The organism is Streptomyces sp. (assembly GCF_035563135.1).
Lineage (GTDB): Bacteria > Actinomycetota > Actinomycetes > Streptomycetales > Streptomycetaceae > Streptomyces.
In genome coordinates, this window is record NZ_DATMVN010000452.1 from 12041 (window position 1) to 34627 (window position 22587).

At 70.6% G+C, this 22587-nt stretch carries 20 protein-coding genes; 10 read left to right on the plus strand and 10 right to left on the minus strand.

The genetic code is table 11. The annotated features are described in order from the left end of the window. Positions 1–73 precede the first annotated feature (73 nt). Positions 74–1507, plus strand: a complete 1434-nt coding sequence (locus VN520_RS20105; RefSeq protein ID WP_325748315.1) for an MFS transporter — start codon at positions 74–76, stop codon at positions 1505–1507. A 43-nt stretch (positions 1508–1550) separates the two neighbouring features. After that, on the plus strand, positions 1551–2300 hold the full coding sequence (locus VN520_RS20110; protein WP_325748316.1) for a response regulator transcription factor: 750 nt from the start codon (positions 1551–1553) through the stop codon (positions 2298–2300). A gap of 70 nt (positions 2301–2370) precedes the next feature. Here VN520_RS20110 and VN520_RS20115 read toward each other — a convergent pair whose 3' ends face one another. Next, on the minus strand, positions 2371–2844 hold the full coding sequence (locus VN520_RS20115; RefSeq protein ID WP_325748317.1) for a helix-turn-helix domain-containing protein: 474 nt from the start codon (positions 2842–2844) through the stop codon (positions 2371–2373). A 580-nt stretch (positions 2845–3424) separates the two neighbouring features. Here VN520_RS20115 and VN520_RS20120 point away from each other — a divergent pair. Beyond that, positions 3425–3619, plus strand: coding sequence for a hypothetical protein (locus VN520_RS20120; RefSeq protein WP_325748318.1), 195 nt, complete (start codon positions 3425–3427; stop codon positions 3617–3619). Further along, the gene (locus tag VN520_RS20125) at positions 3600–4853 is read left to right on the plus strand and encodes a beta-ketoacyl-[acyl-carrier-protein] synthase family protein (protein WP_325748319.1); all 1254 of its coding nucleotides are present in this window, start codon (positions 3600–3602) and stop codon (positions 4851–4853) included. Before VN520_RS20120 ends, VN520_RS20125 begins: the two co-directional genes overlap by 20 nt. An 81-nt stretch (positions 4854–4934) precedes the next feature. Here the strand turns inward: VN520_RS20125 and VN520_RS20130 are convergent, their stop codons facing one another. After that, positions 4935–6659, minus strand: coding sequence for an alpha/beta fold hydrolase (locus VN520_RS20130; RefSeq protein ID WP_325748320.1), 1725 nt, complete (start codon positions 6657–6659; stop codon positions 4935–4937). Positions 6660–7084: 425 nt separating this feature from the next. Between VN520_RS20130 and VN520_RS20135 the strand changes: the two genes are divergently transcribed. Then, positions 7085–8044, plus strand: coding sequence for an esterase/lipase family protein (locus VN520_RS20135; RefSeq protein WP_325748321.1), 960 nt, complete (start codon positions 7085–7087; stop codon positions 8042–8044). Positions 8045–8145: 101 nt separating this feature from the next. Here VN520_RS20135 and pgl read toward each other — a convergent pair whose 3' ends face one another. The 5 genes from pgl to tkt are packed head-to-tail and all read right to left on the minus strand — an operon-like array spanning position 8146 to position 14731. Continuing rightward, on the minus strand, positions 8146–8928 hold the full coding sequence (gene pgl / locus VN520_RS20140) for a 6-phosphogluconolactonase (protein ID WP_325748322.1): 783 nt from the start codon (positions 8926–8928) through the stop codon (positions 8146–8148). Further along, positions 8925–9956: a glucose-6-phosphate dehydrogenase assembly protein OpcA gene (gene opcA, locus VN520_RS20145; RefSeq protein ID WP_325748323.1), complete on the minus strand. Its 1032-nt coding sequence runs from the start codon at positions 9954–9956 to the stop codon at positions 8925–8927. Before opcA ends, pgl begins: the two co-directional genes overlap by 4 nt. After that, positions 9953–11485 carry a glucose-6-phosphate dehydrogenase gene (gene zwf / locus VN520_RS20150; RefSeq protein WP_325748324.1) on the minus strand — a complete coding sequence of 511 codons (1533 nt, stop codon included), beginning with the start codon at positions 11483–11485 and terminating at the stop codon, positions 9953–9955. Before zwf ends, opcA begins: the two co-directional genes overlap by 4 nt. Before the next feature lie 5 nt (positions 11486–11490). Beyond that, positions 11491–12609 carry a transaldolase gene (gene tal, locus VN520_RS20155; RefSeq protein ID WP_325748325.1) on the minus strand — a complete coding sequence of 373 codons (1119 nt, stop codon included), beginning with the start codon at positions 12607–12609 and terminating at the stop codon, positions 11491–11493. A gap of 34 nt (positions 12610–12643) precedes the next feature. After that, complete coding sequence (gene tkt, locus VN520_RS20160) at positions 12644–14731, minus strand: transketolase (RefSeq protein ID WP_325748326.1); 2088 nt, start codon at positions 14729–14731, stop codon at positions 12644–12646. A gap of 284 nt (positions 14732–15015) precedes the next feature. On the opposite strand from tkt, the gene VN520_RS20165 reads away from it, so the two are divergent. Then, positions 15016–15969: a heme o synthase gene (locus VN520_RS20165; protein WP_325748327.1), complete on the plus strand. Its 954-nt coding sequence runs from the start codon at positions 15016–15018 to the stop codon at positions 15967–15969. A gap of 101 nt (positions 15970–16070) precedes the next feature. Continuing rightward, the gene (locus VN520_RS20170; protein ID WP_325748328.1) at positions 16071–16439 is read left to right on the plus strand and encodes a hypothetical protein; all 369 of its coding nucleotides are present in this window, start codon (positions 16071–16073) and stop codon (positions 16437–16439) included. Between the two features lie 85 nt (positions 16440–16524). On the opposite strand, the gene VN520_RS20175 is transcribed toward VN520_RS20170, so the two are convergent. The 3 genes from VN520_RS20175 to VN520_RS20185 all read right to left on the minus strand — a co-directional run bounded on the left by VN520_RS20175 (position 16525) and on the right by VN520_RS20185 (position 19324). After that, positions 16525–17505: a COX15/CtaA family protein gene (locus VN520_RS20175; RefSeq protein ID WP_325748329.1), complete on the minus strand. Its 981-nt coding sequence runs from the start codon at positions 17503–17505 to the stop codon at positions 16525–16527. A gap of 128 nt (positions 17506–17633) precedes the next feature. Continuing rightward, entirely contained in the window at positions 17634–18401 is a 768-nt protein-coding gene (locus VN520_RS20180; protein ID WP_325748330.1) for an ABC transporter permease, read from the minus strand. Continuing rightward, positions 18398–19324, minus strand: coding sequence for an ABC transporter ATP-binding protein (locus tag VN520_RS20185; RefSeq protein WP_325748331.1), 927 nt, complete (start codon positions 19322–19324; stop codon positions 18398–18400). The genes VN520_RS20180 and VN520_RS20185 overlap by 4 nt, the downstream gene beginning before the upstream one ends. A 234-nt stretch (positions 19325–19558) precedes the next feature. Here VN520_RS20185 and VN520_RS20190 point away from each other — a divergent pair, with 234 nt between their 5' ends. The 3 genes from VN520_RS20190 to VN520_RS20200 form a co-directional block, all read left to right on the plus strand. Beyond that, positions 19559–20308: a metalloregulator ArsR/SmtB family transcription factor gene (locus VN520_RS20190; RefSeq protein ID WP_325748332.1), complete on the plus strand. Its 750-nt coding sequence runs from the start codon at positions 19559–19561 to the stop codon at positions 20306–20308. Beyond that, a complete protein-coding gene (gene sufB / locus VN520_RS20195; protein WP_033303094.1) occupies positions 20305–21726 on the plus strand; it encodes a Fe-S cluster assembly protein SufB in 1422 nt (473 codons plus the stop codon). Before VN520_RS20190 ends, sufB begins: the two co-directional genes overlap by 4 nt. Positions 21727–21786: 60 nt before the next feature. Beyond that, positions 21787–22587 (plus strand): SufD family Fe-S cluster assembly protein (locus VN520_RS20200; protein ID WP_325748333.1); only part of this gene is annotated, 801 nt, incomplete at its 3' end.

A 22587-nucleotide genomic window follows, 5' to 3' on the forward strand; every position in this document is an offset into this window, starting at 1 on the left:
GGCGGTCCCGCGGCTTCTGCGGGGCCGCCACCGGGGCCCGGCCCGCTCCCCACCCTCCAGGAAAAAGGCAATCATGCATGTCTCCAAGCGGAACCTCCTGTGGACGTTCCTGTGCTGTGGCCTCGGCGTGGCCATGGTGTCCCTCGACAATCTGGTCGTCATCACCGCCCTGCCCTCGATCCGTGAGAGCCTCGGTGGTGACATCCAGCAGCTCGAATGGACCGTCAACGCCTACACGCTCACCTACGCCGTCCTGATGCTCCCCGGCGCAGCCCTGGGCGACAGGTTCGGGCGGCGGCGGATGTTCGTGGTCGGCCTGGGCATCTTCACCCTCGCCTCGGCGGCTGCGGCGCTCGCGCCCGGCATCGGCGCGCTCATCGCGGCCCGTGCCGTGCAGGGGCTCGGGGCCGCCGCGCTGATGCCCCTCAATCTGACCCTGCTCACCGCGGTCGCCCCGGCGGCCCGCCGTGGCGCGGTCCTCGGCGCACTGAGCGCCGTCGAGGGTCTGGCGATCGCGATGGGGCCCCTCGTCGGCGGAGTGATGGTGGAGCACCTGACCTGGCAGTGGATCTTCTGGATCAACGTGCCGATCGGACTCCTCCTCCTGCCGCTCGGCCGGTGGAAACTCGCCGAGAGCCGCGGTCCCAACTCCCGGCTGGACCTGATCGGCACCGTACTGGCCGGCACCGGTCTGTTCGGCATCGTGTTCGGACTCATCCAGGGCCCCACGGACGGCTGGAGCAGCCCCCATGTCCTGACCGCGCTGGCCGGGGGTTCCCTCGTCCTGGTGGCGTTCGTCGTCTGGGAACTGCGTACCGAGATGCCCATGTTCCCGATGCGGCTGTTCCGCCACCGGACCTTCAGCGGGATGAACGCCGCAGGGCTGCTGATGTTCGCGGGCATGTTCGGTTCGGTCTTCCTCCTCACCCAGTTCTTCCAGGGCCCGCGCGGCTACTCCCCGATGGAGGCCGGCCTGCGCATCCTGCCCTGGACCGCGGTGCCGATCTTCGTCGCACCGCTGGTCGGGTTCCTGTCCGACCGGATCGGCAGCCGCTCCATCGTGGCGCTCGGCCTGACCTTCCAGGCCTGCGGGCTGGGCTGGATCGCCGCGCGGGTCTCGCCGGACGTGGACTACATGTCCCTGATCCCGGCTCTGGTCCTGTGCGGACTCGGCATGACCTTCTACTTCTCCCCGACCGCGAACCTGGTGATGAGCTCGGTCGATGTCCAGGACCGGGGGATGGCCTCGGGCGCGGTCAACTCGCTGCGCGAGCTGGGCGGTGTCCTCGGAGTCGCCGTGCTGGCCTCCGTGTTCACCGCGCACGGAGACCTCGCCACGGCGGACAGGTTCACCGACGGCATGATTCCCGCCCTGTGGACCGGTGCCTGTCTCATCGCCGTCGGCGCGCTCGCGGTCCTCACGACGCCGAGGCGCCCGAACGCGGACCGGGCCGGGGAGAAGGACATGAGCATGAAGGTCCCCGGTGCCGAGAGCGCACAGGCCTGACCCCCGCCCGCGCCCTCCGGGCGACGATCTTGACCACCCCGGCGTGTTCCCACGCTCCGCAGAAGAGGAGAGACCGATCACTGCACGCGTCCGCGTCCTGCTCGTCGACGACCGCGCCATCACCAGGACCGGCATCAGGGCCATTCTCGATCAGGACGGGGCCATCGAGGTGGTCGGGGAGGCCTCCGACGCGGCGGAGGCCGAGCGCGAGGTGCTCCGTCTCAGCCCCGGAGTGGTGCTCGCCGACGCCCAGTCACCCGGCCTCGACGTCGTCGGCATGGTCACCGCGCTGGCCGCACGGTGCGAGGACACCATGCCGGCGGTCCTGTTGACGGCCCAGCACACCGGCGGTACCGCGCGGGAAGCACTGTGGGCCGGTGCCAGGGGAGTGGTACTGAGCAGTGCCACTCCGGAACAGCTGGTGTCCGCCGTCCACATGGTCTCGGCGGGGTACGCCGTCTACGCGTCCACCGGCCCCCGGAACGGCGCGGGGGGCGAGAACCCGTGGCCCGCGACCGCTCCCCGCCCGGGGCGGGAGACGGACCGGGCGCGCGCCGGCCTGCTGACGCGGAGGGAGCACGAGGTGCTGCAGCTCCTCTCCCGGGGCCTCAGCAACACCGAGATGGCCGCCGAGCTCGTGGTGAGCGAGAGCACCGTCAAGTCACACGTCCAGAACCTGCTCGACAAGCTGCGCCTGCGCAACCGGGTCCACGCGGTGATCTACGCGCACCGCACAGGACTGGCATCCTCGGGGTCCGTACCTTACGAGGTGCTCGGGTCCGGGGCCCGGTGAGCACGGCTGAAGCAGCCCTCACACAGAGGAGCCCCTGCCGGACCCGTCCGGCAGGGGCTCCTCTGTGCGGTCAGCCCGACCCTTCCAGCAGGTAACCACGCCGGCTGGCGGTGCGGACCCGCAGATTCAGCGGCAGGACGCGGCGCCGGATCCTCATCACGTGCAGGTCCAGGGCGTTGCGGCTCGCCGTGCTGCCCCGTGCGCTCAGCAGCGTGAGCAGTTCGTCACGGGCCACCAGGCTTCCGAAGCGCTGAACCAGGGGCCGCAGCAAGTACATCTCGGTCGGCGAGACCGGCACGACCCGGCTGCCGTACCTGAGCAGCCCGTCGTGGTCGAGCGCCGGCACCTCGTGCGACGAGGCCCTGGCGCGCAGGGCCGAGACGCGGGCGGCGAAGTCCTGCCGGGTGATCGGAGACCGGACCCAGTCCTCCCGCACGTCCGTCGACACAGGCGGTGTCGCCCCGTTCTCGATCACCAGGAGCCGGAGCACGCCCCTGTGCCGAAATTGCTCCAGCTTCGAGGCTTCGAGAGGCCAGCGGACCACGTGAACCTGTTCCTCGGCCAAAGGCGATTGAGGCCTTTTGGTATGCAACACGAATCTCCCTTTCTGGATTTTGCAGGAGAACGGGAAAGTTGTCTGCAAGCCCCATGGTCCCTGCTGTGCATTAATTTATTTTCGAACACGCCGAGGTCCGAGATGGGTGCCGTAAATCGCTCTCTGCAGCCTCTTTCCTCACTATGCAGTATTCCTGAGTGTTGTGGCAATAAGCAAAAATCGAAGGAATTGTACGACAAGTGAAAGAGAATTTGATCATGGCGCTGAACTGGGCATCCTGTGCGCCGGAGCAGTGGAAACGCTTCTGTGGGCGCAGATTCTGCGTCCCCTGCGCACCCTGGGGGACGGGCATCCTCCGAAAGGGGGAGTCGATAATTCGACAGAATAGCCGAGGTGTGCAGGAGGTGGTGGCGCATAGATTGAGTTGTGGTTGCGGTGAGAGGAATCCGTGAACGATGACCCGTCCATGCCTCTGCGGCATTCCGTGTGCCCATGCGGGGCCGACGACAATTTCAAGCCACATTCGATGCGGAGAAATTCAGGAGCTGGTATGTGTGTGACTGCGGACATGAATGCATTTGACAGCGGGGAGGAGTCCGGGCGCAGAAGCCGGAAGGGCGCCGACGACAACCCCGCTCAGGTGGCCGGCACCCGTGACCTGATGCTCGCCGTGGCGCGGCTCACCGTAGCGGGACTGAGCACGTGCGCCTGGTCCCCGGACGGTTCCGGCAGGGGGGTCGGCCGTGCGGCGTACGACCGGTGAGACGGCGCGTTCCCGCAGCCGGCCGGGCAACGACGTACTGGTGACGGGCATGGGGGCCACCACTCCCCTCGGCGCCGGCGTCCCGGGCACCTGGGACGGACTCCTGGCGGGCCGGTCCGGCATCTCGCCGATCACCGCCCCGTGGGCCACGCGGCTTCCGGTCCGCATCGCCGGCGGCATGGCGCAGGACCCGTACGACGAAGTGGACCGGGTGCAGAGGCGTCGGCTGGACCGGAGCCAGGCGGCGGCGCTGGCCGCGGCCGGGGAGGCATGGTCGGACGCGGGGCCGCCGGAGGTCGAACCCGAACGGCTGGCCGTCGTGGTGGGCACCGGCATCGGCGGCGCGCTGACGATACTGGACCAGCACGACCGCATGGGGGAGCACGGCCGGCGCTCCGTATCCCCCTACACGATCCCGAGGCTGATGCCGAACGGCGCTTCGGCTGTGGTCAGCCTGCTGCTCGGAGCGCGCGCCGGGACCCACGCCCCGACCAGTGCCTGCGCCTCGGGCGCCGAGGCGATCGCGGTGGGCGCTCTGCTGATCCGTGCTGGCCGGGCCGATGTGGTGGTGGCCGGAGGCACGGACGCCTGCATCCATCCGCTCTCACTCGGCGCTTTCGCGCAGATGCGTGCCTTGTCGCTGCGCAACGACGCACCGGACCGGGCGTCCAGGCCGTTCGACCGGCAGCGCGACGGCTTCGTGATGTCCGAGGGCGCGGGCATGGTCGTGCTGGAACGAGGTGGCTTCGCGCGTGCGCGCGGCGCCCGCGTGCACGCCGCGCTGGCGGGAGCGGGTGTCACCTCCGACGCCCATGACATCACGCTGCCCGATGTCGCGGGCCAGGTGCGCGCCATCGAAGAGGCGTTGCGCGACGCGGAGTTGTCCGGCAGCGACATCGGTCATGTCAACGCGCACGCGACCGGCACGCTTCAGGGCGACGTCGCCGAGTCCCGGGCCCTGACGGCCGCGGTGGGACACCATCCGGTGGTCACGGCCCCGAAGTCCGCCACGGGTCACCTCCTGGGGGCCTCGGGCGCCGTCGAGGCGATCCTCACGGTGCGCGCCCTCCAGGAATCGCTGGTGCCACCGGTGCGCAACCTGGAGAAGGCCGGGGACGGCATCGAACTCGACCTGGTGACCGGCCTGCCACGCAAGATCGACACCGCCGCGGCGCTGTCGACGTCCTTCGGCTTCGGCGGTCACAACGTGGTGCTGGCCTTCACCCGTGGCTGAGCGCCGGCCGCGGACGGAGGCCGCGGTCACACGCGCGGGCCCGGTGGGCCCGGTAGCGACGGGACCGCGGGCGGCCCGCCGCTACCGGGCCGCTGCCCGCTTCCGCACCGGGACGAGGTGAGCGGCGACGTCATCAGGATGCGTGAGCTGAGGGTAGTGGCCGGCCGCCGCGACCTCGGTGACCGGAAGCCTGCTCGGCTCCTCCAGGGGGTCCAGCTCTCCGACGACGAGCTCCACCGGCACCGGGACACGGTGCAGGGCGCTCCGGAGGGCGCCGCGCTGTCCGTACGCCGAGCGCAGGGCGGCGACCACCCGGACCGCTGCCCCCGCTCGCCGCAGGTCTGCCGCCGGCCCCTCCAGGCAGCCGTCGTCCGGCAGTCCGAGGGAGCCGGCCAGCCGCTCGGCGGACATCCGGCGCAGGACCGGCACGGCCAGGGGGGAGCGCATCAGCCACGAGGACGCCGGCTGGAGGAAGGCCGGAGAGACGAGGACCAGCGCGGCCACGCGCTCCGGATGCCTGAGCGCGTAGCGCAGGGCAGGGCCGCAGGAGTAGGAGTGCGCGACCAGGACCGGCCGCCCCCGGACCGGGGCGAGGAGGGCCGCCAGCCATTCGTCGTGCGACTGCCGGGCAGGTCCCGACCGCCCGAACCCCGGCAGATCGGCGGCGAGGGTGGGCGCGTCCACCCGGTCGGCCACGCGCGACCAGGAGTCGGCATCGACGGGGAGACCGTGCAGGAATACGTAGCCCGGCCGTTCCCGGTCGCCGATCACCCAGGTCCTGTCCTTGCCGACCTGCTGGAATCCGTAGGGTGCGCGAGGTGCCCGGGTCCGGCCGAAGCGGGTGGCGACCATGTCGTCGGCCCATCCGCACAGAGCATCGCGCACCGGAGGCATCTCGAGTCCGAAGGACGTGGCGAGCTTCCGGGCGGACGACGTGTCGTAGCGGTCGGTGGACAGGAAGGACAAGGTCTCCGGGTCCGCCCTGGTGAGCGCGCGGGGCAGCCGCTTCAGGAGGCCCACGGGAACGAAGCGCTGCGGAGCCCGTACACCCATGTGCCCGGCGAGCAGTGCGACGAGCTGCGGCAGGCGGGGCGTGGTGTCGTCCAGCACCCAGTAGGTGTTGTCCGCGCTCTCCTGACTTTCGGGAACGGAGGCCAGGAACTGGACGAAGTAGTCGAGCCCGACGACGGGCAGGAAGATGTCCGGGTTGCCGGGCAGCGCGGCGAGGCGGCCCCGCCACAGCTCACCGACCAGGTCCGCCAGACCGACGTACTGCCCCTGGCCGATCACCGTACTGGGATTGACGACGGTCAGCGGGACCCCCAGTTCCCGTGCCCGGGTCCGCGCCGTCGCGTCACCCTCCCGCTTGGACGCCTCGTAGGCACCGTCGCGCCGGTAGTCGGGCGAGCCCGCGTCGGCAGCGGCCATGCGGTATCCGCTGATGTGCACCACCCGGCGCAGGTGCGGCCGCGTCGCGGCCCACTCGATCACCTGTGCGGCGCCGTCCACGTTGACCGCTCTGGCCTCGGCCGGATCCATACCGAAGGCGAACCGCGCCGCTGTGTTGTACATGTCACGCACATCGTCCAGGTCCTGCTCCGGCAGGCCGAGTCCGGGCCGGGTGATGTCGGCGTGGACGACAGTGAGCCGGCCGGTGTCCACCTGCTGTTCCGCGAGCCACCGCGTCAGCCGGTCGCCGTGGCTGTGCACGGCGGCGGCGACCTCCTGGCCGCGGCGCAGGAGTTCCACCACCAGGGAGCGGCCGATGAAACCACCAGCACCGAGGACAACCGATTTCGAGGGCATGCCATCTCCTTGCGGCCGGACACGAGGTGACGTGCTGCGTCAGGTGACGGAGCGGGCGGACGGGCCCGCACACGACGCCTGCCACCGTACCGGCTGTCTCACTCTCCGTGAACGGCTGATGATGCGGCGTCACCCGGAAGCGCCCAGGCCCGTACGGCAGCCGGCGTACGGCTCACCGGGCAGGCGGCGTGAGGCGTGCGGGCGGACGGCGGCCCGCCCGGCCACCGCCCACCACGCGAGGGCCCCTCCGGAACGCCGTCCTCGCACCACCCCAACGGATGACACCGCCTCAGCCCGCGTCCTCGTCCCACCGTGAGAAACCGTCCGGGAGGTACTCCATGCAGGTCCCGACTCCCCGCCCCACCGATCCCGCCGCCCCCGCCGGGCCGGCCGGCCCCACAGGCCGAAGGCCCCGGATCCGGCGCGTGTTCCAGCGACTGGCCGTACTCACCGCCCTCGGCCTCCTGCTCCCTCTCGCCGCCACGTCCGCGCCGGACGGCGGCCACCCCCTGAGCGCGACTTCTTCCGCGGGGGACCCGGACGCCGGGAACCCGCGCTGGAAGCGTGCCTTCCTCGCCTCCATCGACCATCCCGACGCCCCGCCCCCCGGGGCCGACGACTGGGACTGCGAACCGGGCGCCCGCCATCCCCGGCCGGTCGTCCTCGTGCACGGCACGTACGAGAACGCCTCCAGCAACTGGAGCGACCTCTCACCCCGCCTCGCGGCCGAGGGCTACTGCGTCTTCGCCGGCAATTTCGGTGCGCCGCGGGGCGACGTCCTCAAGGGCAGGGCGGCGATCCCCGTCTCCGCCGAGGAGGTGGCCCGCTTCGTCGACCGGGTCCTGGACCGGACGGGAGCCCGCCAGGTCGACGTGGTGGGCCACTCCCAGGGCGGCGGGATCCTGCCGCGCTACTACCTGAAGTTCGCGGGCGGCGCCGACCCGGGCGATCCCGGCCGCAACAAGGTGCACCACCTGATCGGCATCGCCCCGGCGAACCACGGCAGCACCGTCTCCGGGCTGGCCACTCTCGCCCAGCGGCTGCACATCCTCGCCCCGGCCGCCGAGATCGGCGGGCAGGCACTGGCCGACCAGACGATCGGTTCGGCCGTGAACCGGCGGCTCGACGCAGGCGGTGACACCCTGCCGGGCGTGCGGTACACCACGCTGGTCACCCGGTGGGACAAGATGGTCACCCCCTACGAGCGCCAGTACCTCCGCCCCACCCGCCCCGCCGACCGGGTCACCAACATCACCGTCCAGGACGTGTGCCCGCAGAACAGGACGGGGCACATGGGCAGTGCCTACGACCCCGTCGTCCTGCGCCTGGTGAGCAACGCGCTCGACCCCGCGACAGCGCGGCAGCCCGACTGCGGCCAGGCGTAGGCCGGCCGGCCACCAGCCGGGCCGCGGCCTCCACGACGTCACGGCGAGAGGCCCCGGCCCACTCCTCGCGGGAGTGGGCCGGGGCCTCTGCGGCGCTTCTGCTACGCGGACGCGTGCGGATACAGCGCGGGCGGCAGCTTCGAGGCCGCCGCGGCGTCCAGCAGCCACAAGGTGCGGCTGCGGCCGTAGGCGCCCGCCGCCGGTGCCTGGATCTCCCCGGCCCCGGACAGCGCGATCCGAGCGGCCTCCGCCTTGTCCTCCCCGGCGGCCAGGAGCCACACCTCACGCGCCGCCCGGATGGCCGGGAGCGTGAGCGAGATCCGGGTGGGCGGCGGCTTGGGGGCCCCGTGCACACCGACGACGGTGCGCTCGGTCTCCCGCACGGCCGGCAGCTCCGGGAAGAGCGACGCGACGTGCGTGTCCGGGCCGACGCCCAGCATCAGAACGTCGAACGCCGGCACGGACCCGTGGTCCTCCGGGCCCGCCGCGGCGGCGAGTTCCGCCGCGTAGCCGGCCGCGGCGGAATCGGCGTCGCCGCCGTACCGCCCGTCGGACGCGGGCATCGCGTGGACCCTGGAGGGGTCCGGCCCCACCGTGTCCAGCAGGGCCTCGCGGGCCTGCGTGACATTGCGCTCCGGATCCCCCTCCGGGAGGAACCGCTCGTCGCCCCACCACAGGTCGAGCCGCGACCAGTCGACCGCGTCCCGGGCGGGCGAGCCGGCGAGCGCCGCCAGCAGGCCGTTGCCGTTGCGCCCGCCGGTGAGGACCACCGAGGCAGAACCGCGGGCGGCCTGGGCGTCCACGATCCTCGTGATCAGCCTGGCCGCCGCGGCCTGGGCCATCAGCTCCTTGTCGCGGTGCACGACGAGCTGCGGAACACTCACTTCGACGCCGCCTTCTTGGCCGCCGCCTTCTTCGCGGCAGGGGCGGCGGAACCCGCCGGTTCCTGCCGCTGCTGCCCCGAACCGACGGAGGACGCCTCCGTGGGTCCGCCGAGGCGCTCCACGCCGAACTTCACCGTGGACTCGTAGATGTTGTCCGGGTCCAGACGGCGCAGCTCCTCCGCGAGGAGCTCGGCGGTCTCCCGCCGCTTCAGCGCGACCGCGCGGTCCGGCTGGCCGGCCATGCAGAGCGTCGCCAGCGAGCCGTCCGGCCGGTCCAGGACGATCACACCGTTCTTCGTCTCCAGCCGCACGGCCGTCAGACCGGGACCACCGGAGAGGGTGCGCTCCACCGGTACCCCGAGCCGGTCCGCGAGCCACATGGCCAGCAGTTCGCAGCTCGGGTTGTCGGACTCGCCCTCGACCGTCGCCGACACGACCTGCGCGGGCTGCTGGTCGAGCGCCGCCGCCAGCATCGAGCGCCACGGCGTGATGCGCGTCCAGGCCAGGTCCGTGTCCCCGGGCCGGTACGTCGCCGCGCGCACCGACAGCTCGTCGAGCGGGTGCTCGGCGGAGTAGGTGTCGGTGATACGACGCTGGGCGAGCGCGCCCAGCGGGTCCTTGGCCGGGTCCGCCGGAGCGTCCTCGGGCCACCACACCACGACCGGGGCGTCCGGCAGCAGCAGCGGCAGGACGACGGACTGGGCGTGGTTGGCCAGCTCGCCGTGCAGACGCAGGACGACGGTCTCGCCCGAACCCGCGTCGGAACCGACCCGGATCTCCGCGTCGAGACGGGCGTCGCGGCGCGCACGCGGCGAACGGCTGACCCTCTTGATCACGACGATGATCCGCGAGGGGTGCTCGCGCGAGGAGTCGTTCGCCGCCTTGAGCGCGTCGTAGGCGTTCTCCTCGTCCGTGACGATGACGAGCGTGAGCACCATGCCCACGGCCGGGGAGCCGATGGACCGGCGGGCCGAGATGAGGGCCTGGTTGATCTTGCTGGACGTGGTTTCCGTGAGATCGATCTTCATGGCCGGCGCCAGCTCCGTCCGTCGCGTGCGAGCATGTCGTCGGCCTCGGCCGGGCCCCAGGTGCCGGCCGCGTACCGGGCGGGCTTGCCGTGCTTGTCCCAGTACGCCTCGATCGGGTCGAGGATGTTCCAGGAGAGCTCGACCTCCTGGTGGCGCGGGAAGAGGTTGGCGTCGCCGAGCAGGACATCGAGGATGAGCCGCTCGTACGCCTCCGGGCTGGACTCCGTGAAGGACTCGCCGTAGGCGAAGTCCATCGTGACGTCCCGGACCTCCATGGACGTACCGGGCACCTTGGAGCCGAACCGGACCGTGACGCCCTCGTCCGGCTGCACCCGGATGACCAGGGCGTTGCCGCCGAGCTCCTCCGTCGCACCGGACTCGAAGGGCAGATACGGGGCGCGCTTGAAGACGACCGCGATCTCGGTGACCCGGCGGCCGAGGCGCTTGCCGGTACGGAGGTAGAACGGCACCCCGGCCCAGCGGCGGTTGTTGATCGTCAGCTTGATCGCGGCGTAGGTGTCGGTCTTCGACTTGGGGTCGATGCCGTCTTCCTCGAGGTAGCCGGGCACCTCCTGACCGCCCTGCCACGCGTGCGTGTACTGCCCGCGCACCGTGTGCTTGCCCAGGTCCTCGGGCAGTTCCACCGCCGTGAGCACCTTCAGCTTCTCCGCGACCAGGGCCTTCGGGTGGAAGGAGCCGGGCTCCTCCATCGCCGTCAGAGCCAGCAGCTGGAGCAGGTGGTTCTGGATGACGTCACGGGCGGCGCCGATGCCGTCGTAGTAACCGGCCCGGCCGCCGATGCCGATGTCCTCGGCCATCGTGATCTGGACGTGGTCGACGTACGACCTGTTCCAGATCGGCTCCCACATCGTGTTGGCGAAGCGCAGCGCCAGGATGTTCTGGACCGTCTCCTTGCCGAGGTAGTGGTCGATCCGGAAGACCTCGTTCGGCGGGAAGACGTCGTGCACGAGCTGGTTCAGCTCCTGCGCGCTCTCCAGGTCGTGACCGAACGGCTTCTCGATGACGGCCCGCCGCCAGCTGCCTTCCTTCTGGTCGGCCAGTCCGTGCTTCTTGAGCTGCTGGACGACCTTGGGGAAGAACTTCGGCGGCACGGAGAGGTAGAAGGCGAAGTTGCCGCCCGTGCCCTGTGCCTTGTCGAGCTCCTCGATCGTGGCCCTCAGGGTCTCGAACGCCACGTCGTCGTCGAAGTTGCCCTGGACGAAGCGCATGCCCTGGCTGAGCTGCTGCCAGACCTCTTCGCGGAACGGGGTGCGGGAATGCTCCTTGACGGCGTCGTGGACGACCTGGGCGAAGTCCTCGTCCTCCCAGTCGCGGCGCGCGAAGCCGATGAGCGAGAAGCCCGGTGGCAGCAGGCCGCGGTTGGCCAGGTCGTAGACGGCGGGCATCAGCTTTTTACGGGACAAATCGCCCGTGACGCCAAAGATCACCAGGCCCGACGGCCCCGCGATGCGCGGGAGCCGCCGGTCCTGTGCGTCACGGAGCGGGTTGGCTCCGGGAACACCAGACAAGGTGGTCAGCCCTCCGAAGGAGAGAGGCGCTCGAGCTCGGCCTCGGTCGACTTGAGCAGGTCGTTCCAGGCGGCCTCGAACTTCTCGACGCCCTCGTCCTCGAGCAGCTGCACGACCTCGTCGTAGCTGACTCCGAGCCGCTTGATCGTGTCGAGGTCCGCGCGGGCCTGGTCGTAGCCGCCGGCGACGGTGTTGCCGGTGATGTCGCCGTGGTCGGCCACGGCCTCCAGCGTCGCCTCCGGCATGGTGTTGACCGTGTTCGGGGCGACGAGGTCGTCGACGTACAGGGTGTCCTTGAGGGACGGGTCCTTCACGCCGGTGGAGGCCCACAGCGGACGCTGCTTGTTCGCGTGCGCCCTGTCGAGGGCGGCCCAGCGCTCGCCCGCGAAGACCTCCTCGTACGCCTCGTACGCCAGACGCGCGTTGGCCAGGGCGGACTTGCCCTTCGCGGCCTTCGCCTCGTCGCTGCCGACCGCGTCCAGGCGCTTGTCGATCTCGGTGTCCACGCGGGACACGAAGAAGGACGCCACGGAGTGGATCTCGGAGAGGTCGAGGCCCGCGGCCTTGGCCTTCTCCAGGCCCGCCAGGTAGGCGTCCATGACCTCGCGGTAGCGCTCCAGCGAGAAGATCAGGGTCACGTTGACGCTGATGCCCCGCCCGATGGTCTCGGTGATGGCCGGCAGACCGGCCTTCGTCGCCGGGATCTTGATGAGCGTGTTCGGGCGGTCCACCAGCCAGGCCAGCTGCTTGGCCTCGGCGACCGTGGCCAGGGTGTTGTGGGCCAGCCGCGGGTCGACCTCGATGGAGACCCGGCCGTCCTGGCCCTCCGTCGCGTCGAAGACCGGACGGAGGATGTCGGCGGCGTCGCGGACGTCCGCCGTCGTGATCATGCGGATGGCTTCCTCGACGGTGACCTTGCGGGCGGCGAGGTCGGTGAGCTGCTGCTCGTAACCGTCACCCGAGGAGATCGCCTTCTGGAAGATCGACGGGTTGGTCGTGACACCCACGACGTGGCTCTGGTCGATCAGCTCGGCCAGGTTGCCGGACGTGATCCGCTTGCGCGACAGGTCGTCCAGCCAGATCGCCACGCCCTCGTCGGAGAGGCGCTTGAGTGCGTCTGTCATGAGAAATGCATCTCCTACTTGTCTGTTGACCGCGTCAGCGCGCAGCGGCGGCGATAGATTCCCGGGCGGCTTCCGCGACGTGCGCGGCGGTGAAGCCGAACTCGCGGAAGAGGACCTTGGCGTCCGCGGACGCACCGAAGTGCTCCAGCGAGACGATCCGGCCCGCGTCGCCCACATAGCGGTGCCAGGTGAGGCCGATGCCGGCTTCGACGGCGACCCGGGCCTTCACGGACGGCGGAAGCACGCTGTCCTTGTACGCCTGGTCCTGCTCCTCGAACCACTCGACACACGGCATCGAGACCACCCGGGTCGGCACGCCGGCCGCCTGGAGCTCGTCGCGGGCCTCGACGGCCAGCTGGACCTCGGAGCCGGTGGCGATCAGGACGGCCTGGGGCTCGCCGCCCTCGGCGTCGAAGAGCACGTAGCCGCCCTTGGCCGCGTTCTCGTCGGCCGGGTAGGTGGGCAGACCCTGGCGCGACAGCGCCAGGCCGTGCGGGGCGCTCGTGCCGTAGTCCTTCTTGCCGCGCTTGAGGATCTCGCGCCAGGCGATGGCCGTCTCGTTGGCGTCGGCCGGGCGGACGACGTTCAGGCCCGGGATGGCGCGCAGCGAGGCGAGGTGCTCGACCGGCTGGTGCGTCGGGCCGTCCTCGCCGAGGCCGACCGAGTCGTGCGTCCAGACGTACGTCACCGGCAGGTGCATCAGCGCGGAGAGGCGGACGGCGTTGCGCATGTAGTCGGAGAACACCAGGAAGGTGCCGCCGTAGACGCGGGTGTTGCCGTGCAGCGCGATGCCGTTCATGGCCGCGGCCATGGCGTGCTCGCGGATGCCGAAGTGGATCGTCCGGCCGTACGGGTCGGCCTCGGGCAGCGGGTTGCCTGCCGGGAGGAACGACGACGTCTTGTCGATCGTGGTGTTGTTCGAGCCCGCCAGGTCGGCCGATCCGCCCCACAGCTCGGGGATGACCCCGCCGAGCGCCTGCAGGACCTTGCCGGAGGCGGCGCGCGTGGCGACCCCCTGGCCGGCCTCGAAGACCGGGAGCTTCTCCTCCCAGCCCTCGGGCAGCTCGCCCGCGGCGATGCGGTCGAAGACGGCGGCGCGCTCCGGGTCGGCGGTGCGCCACGCGGCGAAGGACTTCTCCCACTCGGCCTTGGCCTCGCGGCCGCGGTCCAGCGCCTCACGCGTGTGCGCGATGACCTCGTCGGAGACCTCGAAGGTCTTCTCCGGGTCGAAGCCGAGCACCCGCTTGGTGGCCGCGATCTCGTCGTCGCCGAGCGCCGAGCCGTGCGCGGCCTCGGTGTTCTGGGCGTTCGGGGCGGGCCAGGCGATGATCGAGCGGGCCGCGATGAACGACGGGCGCTCCGTCTCGGCCTTGGCGGCCTGCAGCGCGCGGTAGAGGCCCTCGGGGTCCAGGTCGCCGCTGGGCAGCTGGTCCACGCGCTGGACGTGCCAGCCGTAGGACTCGTAGCGCTTCAGGGTGTCCTCGGAGACCGCGGTCTCCGTGTCGCCCTCGATCGAGATGTGGTTGTCGTCCCACAGCAGCACCAGGTTGCCGAGCTTCTGGTGGCCGGCCAGCGAGGACGCCTCGGCCGAGATGCCCTCCTGGAGGCAGCCGTCACCGGCGACGACCCAGATGGTGTGGTCGAACGGGGAGGTGCCGGGGGCCGCCTGCGGATCGAAGAGGCCGCGCTCGTAGCGGGCGGCCATCGCCATGCCCACGGCGTTGGCGACACCCTGGCCCAGCGGGCCGGTCGTCGTCTCGACACCGGTGGTGTGGCCGTACTCCGGGTGGCCCGGCGTCCTGGAGCCCCAGGTGCGGAAGGCCTTGAGGTCGTCCAGCTCCAGGCCGTAGCCGGCCAGGTAGAGCTGGATGTACAGCGTCAGGCTGGAGTGGCCCGCGGACAGCACGAACCGGTCGCGTCCGGTCCACTCCGCGTCCGCCGGGTCGTGGCGCATCACCTTCTGGAAGAGGGTGTACGCGGCAGGAGCGAGGCTCATCGCCGTACCCGGGTGGCCGTTTCCGACCTTCTGTACGGCGTCCGCAGCGAGGACGCGGACGGTGTCCACGGCCCGCTGGTCCAATTCGGTCCACTGGAGGTCTGTGGTGGTCGGCTTGGTGCTCACCCTGAGTCAGGGCTCCTCTCCACTGTTCGTAAACCGGTGACTGGTCACGCACCGGGCATTGTCGAGCCTACCCCCGTCACAAGGCCCTACTTCGGCCCTTTCCACAGTGCGGGCGACCTGCGGAGTTCGCCTCCCGTATGAGCGCCGCCGTTCACTTCTGCGCCACCCCAACACGACCCACCCCCGCGAAGAGCGGTGTATGTCCAACGTCTACAGTGGTCTGGTTCGCGCAAGTCTTTACTGGGTCCTCATGCCCGGAGCTTGCTGGGATTTCTCTGTCAGGGGTGTGCGTGACGGCCGTCGAGTCCCGACCCGCAGGGGTCGCCTTGACTCCGAGCCCAGGGGGCCATCGCCCGTCCGGGGCCCGTATCAAGGCATTCGTGGCTCTTACCAAGCCGCGCATCATCGAGCTGCTGCTGATCACCACCGTTCCGGTGATGTTCCTCGCCGCTCAGGGCGTGCCCGATCTTTGGCTCGTAGTGACCACCACCATCGGCGGATATCTCTCCGCGGGCGGTGCCAATGCGCTCAACATGTATATCGACCGTGACATCGACGCGCTGATGGACCGCACGTCCCAGCGTCCGCTGGTCACCGGCATGGTGAGCCCTCGGGAGTGCCTTGTCTTCGGAATCGCCCTCGGGGTGATTTCCACGGTCTGGTTCGGACTGCTCGTCAACTGGCTCTCCGCCGCTCTCGCGCTCGGCGCACTTCTGTTCTACGTCGTGGTCTACACGATGCTGCTGAAGCGCCGCACCTCGCAGAACATCGTCTGGGGCGGAATCGCCGGCTGCATGCCGGTGCTCATCGGCTGGTCCGCCGTGACCAATTCGATGTCCTGGGCCGCGGTCATTCTTTTCGCCGTCATCTTCTTCTGGACGCCGCCGCACTACTGGCCGCTTTCGATGAAGGTCAAGGACGACTACGCCCGGGTCGGTGTGCCGATGCTCCCGGTCGTCGCCTCCAACCGGGTGGTGGCCCGCCAGATCGTCGTCTACAGCTGGGTGATGGTGGGCGTGTCGCTGCTGCTGACCCCGCTGGGCTACACCGGCTGGTTCTACACGGCCGTCGCCCTCCTGGCCGGAGGCTTCTGGCTCTGGGAGGCGCACGGTCTGCAGAACCGGGCGAAGGCCGGTGTCACCGGCGCCAAGCTCAAGGAGATGCGGCTGTTCCACTGGTCCATCACCTATGTCTCGCTCCTGTTCGTCGCCGTCGCGGTGGACCCCTTCCTGAGGTAGTCCCGCACGCACCGGAGCTCCGCCGACGGGCGGGGGACGTGGCCCATGCCACGTCCCCCGCCCGTCGCCAGTCGATCTGACCCGTCGGTAGCATCCTGTCCATGGTAGAGACGGCAGAGCCTCAGAACCGGCAGACGGACGACAGCAAGCACACGGCCCGCGCGGAGCGCAGGGCCACGAAGCTCGCCAAGCAGATCGGCGCCTTCGCCAAGGCGCACGGCGGTGCCGAGGGGCAGCTCGCCCACCTCGGCCAGATGGGTGTCCGCATCGTGCTGGTGGGTGAGGACGGCGGCTGGGGCGACCTGGTCGCGCCCTCCTACGCCGTCGCCGAGAGCGCCGTGCAGAAGGCGGGCATCACGGTCCACGAGGACTTCGACGGCGCATTCGCGGCCAAGGTCCGCACCGGCCCCTACGAGTGGTCCCGCATGGCCGGCATCCAGGTCGGCGGCCCGTCCAACGACAACACCTGAGGCGCTCGGGACGAGCGCCTGCGGCTACGGCGATGCCCCGTCCGGAAGCGGACGGGGCATCGCCGTACGGGGGGCGTTCTCGCGCTCAGCGGGCGGCGGCGGGCTCCGGCAGGTCCCCGGCGGCCGGCGCGGGAACAGCGGCGTCGGCCACCGGGCGCTCGCGCAGCGACAGCAGCAGGCGCAGCACCGCGATCCACAGCAGGGCCGAGCCGAACATGTGGAGCCCGACCAGGATCTCCGGTACGTCGCTGAAGTACTGCACGTATCCGATGGTGCCCTGCGCCGCCAGCACGATCAGCAGGTCACGGGCGCGGGCCCGGGTGTCGAGGGGGGCGTCGACGACGCGCAGGGCGAACCACATCGCGACGGCCAGGGCGCAGACGACCCAGGCGGCGATGGCGTGGACGTGGGCGGCGGCGCTCCAGTCCCAGGGCATGCGCGGTACGTCGCTGCTGTCGCCGGCGTGCTTGCCGGACCCGGTCACGGTGGTGCCGAGCACGAGCAGGACGACCGTGGTGGCGACGACGGCCCAGGACAGCTGCCGCACCGGGCGCGGGGCGCGCGGGCGCCGCGCGCCGTCACCCTCGCCGATCCGCACCCAGGTGATCACGGCCACCGTGAGCAGGCAGTTGGCGAGCAGGAAGTGCCCGGCCACCGACCACGGGTTGAGGCCGGCCCAGACCGTGATCCCGCCGATCACGGCGTTCCCCATCACCAGCCAGAACTGCGACCACGCCAGGCGGGTGAGACCGCGCCGGCGGGGTTTCAGGGAGCGCGCCGCGATGATCGCCCAGCCGACCGCGGCCGACAGGACGTAGGTGAGCATCCGGTTGCCGAACTCGATGGCGCCGTGCAGACCCTGCTCAGGCGTGGCGAAGAGGCTGTCGTCGGTGCACTTGGGCCAGGTGTCGCAGCCCAGACCGGAACCGGTCAGCCGTACCGCGCCACCGGTGACGATGATGAAGACGGTCATCAGCACCGCGGAGAGCGCGGCGCGCCTGGCCGTCTTCACCGACGGTGTCCAGCGCTTGGCGATGTAGGAGAGGGGGGTTTCCACGCGCACCATCGTAGGCAACGGCTTGTGCATGTTTTCACGAGGGGTGGCCCCTCACCGGATCACCTGGGGCAGCAGTGGTATGCCGCTGCTCTGCGGTCACGCGCGGCGGAGCCGTCGCCCCGCGTCGCTCCCGGCGGTCACTCCCAGCGGAAGAACCGTGCCGCCGCGCCCAGCCCCAGCACCGCCCAGACCGCCAGGACCGCGGCGTCGCCCCAGGGCATCGCCGCGCCGTGCTGGAGGACGTCCCTGAGCCCGCCGGACAGGGCCGAGATCGGCAGCAGCCCCAGGACCGACTGCGCGGCGTCCGGGAACTTCTCCAGCGGCACGACGACCCCGCCGCCGACCAGCAGCAGCAGGAAGACCAGGTTGGCCGCCGCCAGGGTGGCCTCGGCCTTCAGCGTCCCCGCCATCAGCAGCCCGAGCCCCGCGAAGGCCATGGTGCCCAGCACCAGGAGCAGCAGCACGGCGAACGGGTTGCCCTCGGGCGACCAGCCCAGGGCGAAGGCGATCACCGTCAGCAGCACGATCTGCAGCACCTCGGTGACCAGCACGGAGAGCGTCTTCGCCGTCATCAGGCCCCAGCGGGGCAGGGGAGAGGCACCCAGCCGTTTGAGCACCCCGTAGCGCCGTTCGAAACCGGTCGCGATGGCCTGGCCCGTGAAGGCCGTGGACATCACCGCGAGCGCGAGGATGCCGGGCGCCAGGAAGTCGACCGGTTCACCCGTGCCCGTGTCGACGATGTCGACCGCGCTGAACAGCACGAGCAGCAGCGTCGGGATGACCACCGTCAGCAGCAGCTGCTCGCCGTTGCGCAGGAGCATCCGGGTCTCCAGCGCGGCCTGTGCGGCGATCATGCGGGGGAGCGGGGCGGCGCCGGGGCGCGGGGTGTACGTACCGGCGCTCATGCGCGCAGCTCCTTGCCGGTCAGTTCCAGGAAGACGTCCTCAAGGGTGTGCCGCTCCACCGCGATGCCGTCCGGCATCACGCCGTGCTGGGCGCACCAGGAGGTGACGGTGGCCAGCAGCTCCGGGTCGATCCGTCCGGTGATGCGGTACGTGCCGGTGGTCAGCTCGGCCGCCTCGCTGCCGTCGGGCAGCGCCTTCAGCAGCGAGCCGAGGTCCAGACCGGGACGGCCGGTGAAGCGCAGGGTGTTCTCCGCACCGCCCCGGCACAGCCGCTCCGGGCTGCCCTGCGCGATGACCCGCCCCGCGTCGATGACGGCGACGTCGTCGGCGAGCTCCTCCGCCTCGTCCATGAAGTGCGTGGTGAGGACGACGGACACCCCGTCGGCGCGCAGCTCCCGGATCAGGTCCCACGTCGAGCGCCGGGCCTGCGGGTCGAGCCCCGCGGTCGGCTCGTCCAGGAAGACCAGCTCGGGGCGGCCCACGACGGCCATGGCCAGCGCGAGGCGCTGCTGCTGGCCGCCGGAGAGCCGGCGGTAGGACGTCCGGCCGCAGCCGCCGAGTCCGAGGCGTTCGACGAGCGCGTCGACGTCCAGCGGATGGGCGTGGAGCTTCGCCATGTGGCGCAGCATCTCGTCGGCGCGGGCGCCGGAGTAGACGCCGCCGGACTGCAGCATCACACCGATGCGGGGGCGGAGCGCGGCGGCGTCCGCGACCGGGTCGAGGCCGAGGACCCGTACGGTCCCCCCGTCCGGCCGGCGGTAGCCCTCGCAGGTTTCGACCGTGGTGGTCTTGCCGGCGCCGTTGGGGCCGAGGACCGCGGTCACGGCGCCTGCCGCGACCGCCAGATCGAGGCCGTCGACCGCGGTTCTGTTGCCGTACCGCTTGACAAGGCCTCTGGCCTGTACGACGGGCTCACTGCTCATGGCGGGCAAGTCTAGGCTGGCGGCAGAGGCGCCCGGCGCGCCGGGTTCCTCCTGCTCTCCGGAGCGCCCGGACCGGTCCGGCGGCCGGCCCGCCCGGAGGGCGGACACCTGCGACGGCCTGCTGTGATCGTCTGTTTCCGCAGGTCAACTTAGGTCTGCCTAAGTGATGAAGGGCACCGTGTCCGGCTCCGGGGCGGGTTGTCAGCCCCGAAGGAATTACGCAACAATGGCGTTGTGAAATACGTGGGCGAGGCTCCTCAGGAGGAACTCGCGACCGGTGAGCGCTCGACGCGCAACCGGGTCGCGCGCTCCATCCTGGACCACGGCCCCTCCACCGTCGCCGACCTGGCGAAGCGCGTCGGGCTGACCCAGGCAGCGGTGCGCCGCCACCTGGACGCCCTCGTCTCCGACGCCGTGGTCGAGGCCCGCGAACAGCGGGTCTACGGAGCGCGGACCCGTGGCCGCCCGGCCAAGGTCTTCGCCCTCACCGACTGCGGCCGGGACGCGTTCGACCAGTCCTACGACAAGCTCGCCGCCGACGCACTGCGCTGGATCGCCGACACGGCGGGGGACGAGGCGCTCGTCGCCTTCGCCCGCGCCAGGATGGCCGCCCAGTCCGAGAAGTACCGCGCGGTGGTCGAGGCCGCGGCCCCCGAGGCACGCACCGAGGCCTTGGCCAAGGCCCTGTCCGCCGACGGGTACGCTGCTACGGCTCGTAGCGCGCCGGCCCCTCAGCAGGGAGAGCAGCTCTGCCAGCACCACTGCCCGGTCGCGCACGTGGCCGAGCAGTTCCCGCAGCTGTGCGAGGCGGAGACGGAATTCTTCTCCAGCCTGCTCGGGACCCATGTGCAGCGTCTCGCCACCCTCGCCCATGGCGACGGGGTGTGCACGACGTTCGTTCCGCGCAGCAGCCCCACGGCACCACAGGCTTCACAGACCACCCATTCAGTATCTGCAAGCACGGCCGGGAGGAACCCCGCATGACGCTCCCCACGGAGACTGCCCACCCTGAGCTCGAGGGTCTGGGTACGTACGAATTCGGCTGGGCCGACTCCGACGCGGCAGGCGCGGCGGCGAAGCGCGGCCTGTCCGAAGCTGTCGTCCGCGACATCTCGGAGAAGAAGAACGAGCCGGAGTGGATGCTGAAGCTCCGGCTCAAGGGCCTCAAGCTGTTCGGCAAGAAGCCCATGCCGAACTGGGGCTCCGACCTGTCGGGCATCGACTTCGACAACATCAAGTACTTCGTGCGGTCCACGGAGAAGCAGGCGGAGTCCTGGGAGGACCTGCCCGAGGACATCAAGAACACGTACGACAAGCTCGGCATCCCGGAGGCGGAGAAGCAGCGCCTGGTCGCCGGTGTCGCCGCGCAGTACGAGTCCGAGGTGGTCTACCACCAGATCAACGAGGAACTCGAGGCGCAGGGTGTCATCTTCATGGACACCGACACCGCGCTCAAGGAGCACCCGGAGCTCTTCAAGGAGTACTTCGGCACCGTCATCCCCGTCGGTGACAACAAGTTCGCCTCGCTGAACTCCGCCGTGTGGTCCGGCGGCTCCTTCATCTACGTGCCGAAGGGCGTGCACGTGGAGATCCCGCTCCAGGCCTACTTCCGCATCAACACGGAGAACATGGGCCAGTTCGAGCGGACGCTGATCATCGTCGACGAGGACGCCTACGTCCACTACGTCGAGGGCTGCACCGCGCCGATCTACTCCTCGGACTCGCTGCATTCCGCGGTCGTCGAGATCATCGTGAAGAAGGGCGGCCGCTGCCGCTACACGACCATCCAGAACTGGTCGAACAACGTCTACAACCTGGTCACCAAGCGTGCCGTGGCGTACGAGGGCGCGACCATGGAGTGGGTCGACGGCAACATCGGCTCCAAGGTCACCATGAAGTACCCGGCCGTCTACCTGATGGGCGAGCACGCCAAGGGCGAGACCCTGTCCATCGCCTTCGCGGGCGAGGGCCAGCACCAGGACGCCGGCGCCAAGATGGTCCACATGGCGCCCAACACCTCCTCCAACATCGTCTCCAAGTCGGTGGCGCGAGGCGGGGGCCGCACCTCCTACCGCGGTCTCATCGAGATCGGTGAGGGCGCGCCGGGCGCCAAGTCCAACGTGCTGTGCGACGCGCTGCTCGTGGACACCATCTCCCGCTCCGACACCTACCCCTACGTCGACGTCCGCGAGGACGACGTGTCGATGGGGCACGAGGCGACCGTCTCCAAGGTCTCCGAGGACCAGCTCTTCTACCTCATGAGCCGCGGCATGACCGAGTTCGAGGCCATGGCGATGATCGTGCGCGGCTTCGTCGAGCCGATCGCCAAGGAGCTGCCCATGGAGTACGCCCTGGAGCTCAACCGGCTGATCGAGCTGCAGATGGAGGGCTCGGTCGGCTAGCACACCCGCCGACCGCGTCCCGAAGAGTTCTTGACTGAGAAAGCGAGCACTACGACAGCCATGGCTGAGGCTCAGAATTCCCCGGTGGGTTCCACCACCGCCGGTTCCATCGCGGTGGCGGCCGAGTCCACCGTCGCCACGCGCATGAGCGCGCCCCCGTCCTTCGACGTCGCGGACTTCCCGGTCCCGCACGGCCGCGAGGAGGAGTGGCGGTTCACGCCGCTGGAGCGGCTGCGAGGCCTGCACGACGGCACCGCCGTCGCCACCGGTGACGGGGTCAAGGTCGTCGTCGAGGCGCCCTCCGGCGTCACGGTCGAGACCGTCGGCCGCGACGACGCGCGGCTCGGCAGGGCGGGCACCCCGGTGGACCGGGTCGCCGCCCAGGCGTACTCGTCCTTCCAGCACGCCTCGGTCGTCACGGTCGCCAAGGACGCCGTGCTCAGCGAGCCGGTCCGGATCACCGTGCACGGCGAGGGCGGGGTGGCCTACGGCCACCAGGTCATCGAGCTGGGTGCCTTCGCCGAGGCCGTCGTCGTCATCGACCACACCGGTGACGCCGTGCTCGCGGCCAACGTCGACTACGTCCTGGGCGACGGCGCGAAGCTGACCGTCGTGTCCGTCCAGGACTGGGACGACACGGCCGTCCACGTCGGCCAGCACAACGCGCTGGTCGGCCGCGACGCCTCCTTCAAGTCGATCATCGTGACGTTCGGCGGGGACCTCGTCCGTCTCCACCCGCGGGTCTCCTACGCCGCCCCGGGCGGCGAGGCCGAGCTCTTCGGTCTGTACTTCACTGACAAGGGACAGCACCAGGAGCACCGCCTCCTGGTCGACCACAACGTCCCGCACTGCAAGTCGAAC

What these genes read in the sequence shown, in the direction of transcription:
- VN520_RS20105 (WP_325748315.1), top strand. Translation starts at nt 74, where the DNA reads ATGCATGTCTCCAAGCGGAACCTCCTGTGGACGTTCCTGTGCTGTGGC.
- VN520_RS20120 (WP_325748318.1), top strand. Translation starts at nt 3,425, where the DNA reads ATGAATGCATTTGACAGCGGGGAGGAGTCCGGGCGCAGAAGCCGGAAG.
- VN520_RS20130 (WP_325748320.1), bottom strand. Translation starts at nt 6,659, where the DNA reads ATGCCCTCGAAATCGGTTGTCCTCGGTGCTGGTGGTTTCATCGGCCGC.
- opcA (WP_325748323.1), bottom strand. Translation starts at nt 9,956, where the DNA reads ATGAAGATCGATCTCACGGAAACCACGTCCAGCAAGATCAACCAGGCC.
- tal (WP_325748325.1), bottom strand. Translation starts at nt 12,609, where the DNA reads ATGACAGACGCACTCAAGCGCCTCTCCGACGAGGGCGTGGCGATCTGG.
- VN520_RS20170 (WP_325748328.1), top strand. Translation starts at nt 16,071, where the DNA reads ATGGTAGAGACGGCAGAGCCTCAGAACCGGCAGACGGACGACAGCAAG.
- VN520_RS20175 (WP_325748329.1), bottom strand. Translation starts at nt 17,505, where the DNA reads ATGGTGCGCGTGGAAACCCCCCTCTCCTACATCGCCAAGCGCTGGACA.
- VN520_RS20180 (WP_325748330.1), bottom strand. Translation starts at nt 18,401, where the DNA reads ATGAGCGCCGGTACGTACACCCCGCGCCCCGGCGCCGCCCCGCTCCCC.
- VN520_RS20185 (WP_325748331.1), bottom strand. Translation starts at nt 19,324, where the DNA reads ATGAGCAGTGAGCCCGTCGTACAGGCCAGAGGCCTTGTCAAGCGGTAC.
- sufB (WP_033303094.1), top strand. Translation starts at nt 20,305, where the DNA reads ATGACGCTCCCCACGGAGACTGCCCACCCTGAGCTCGAGGGTCTGGGT.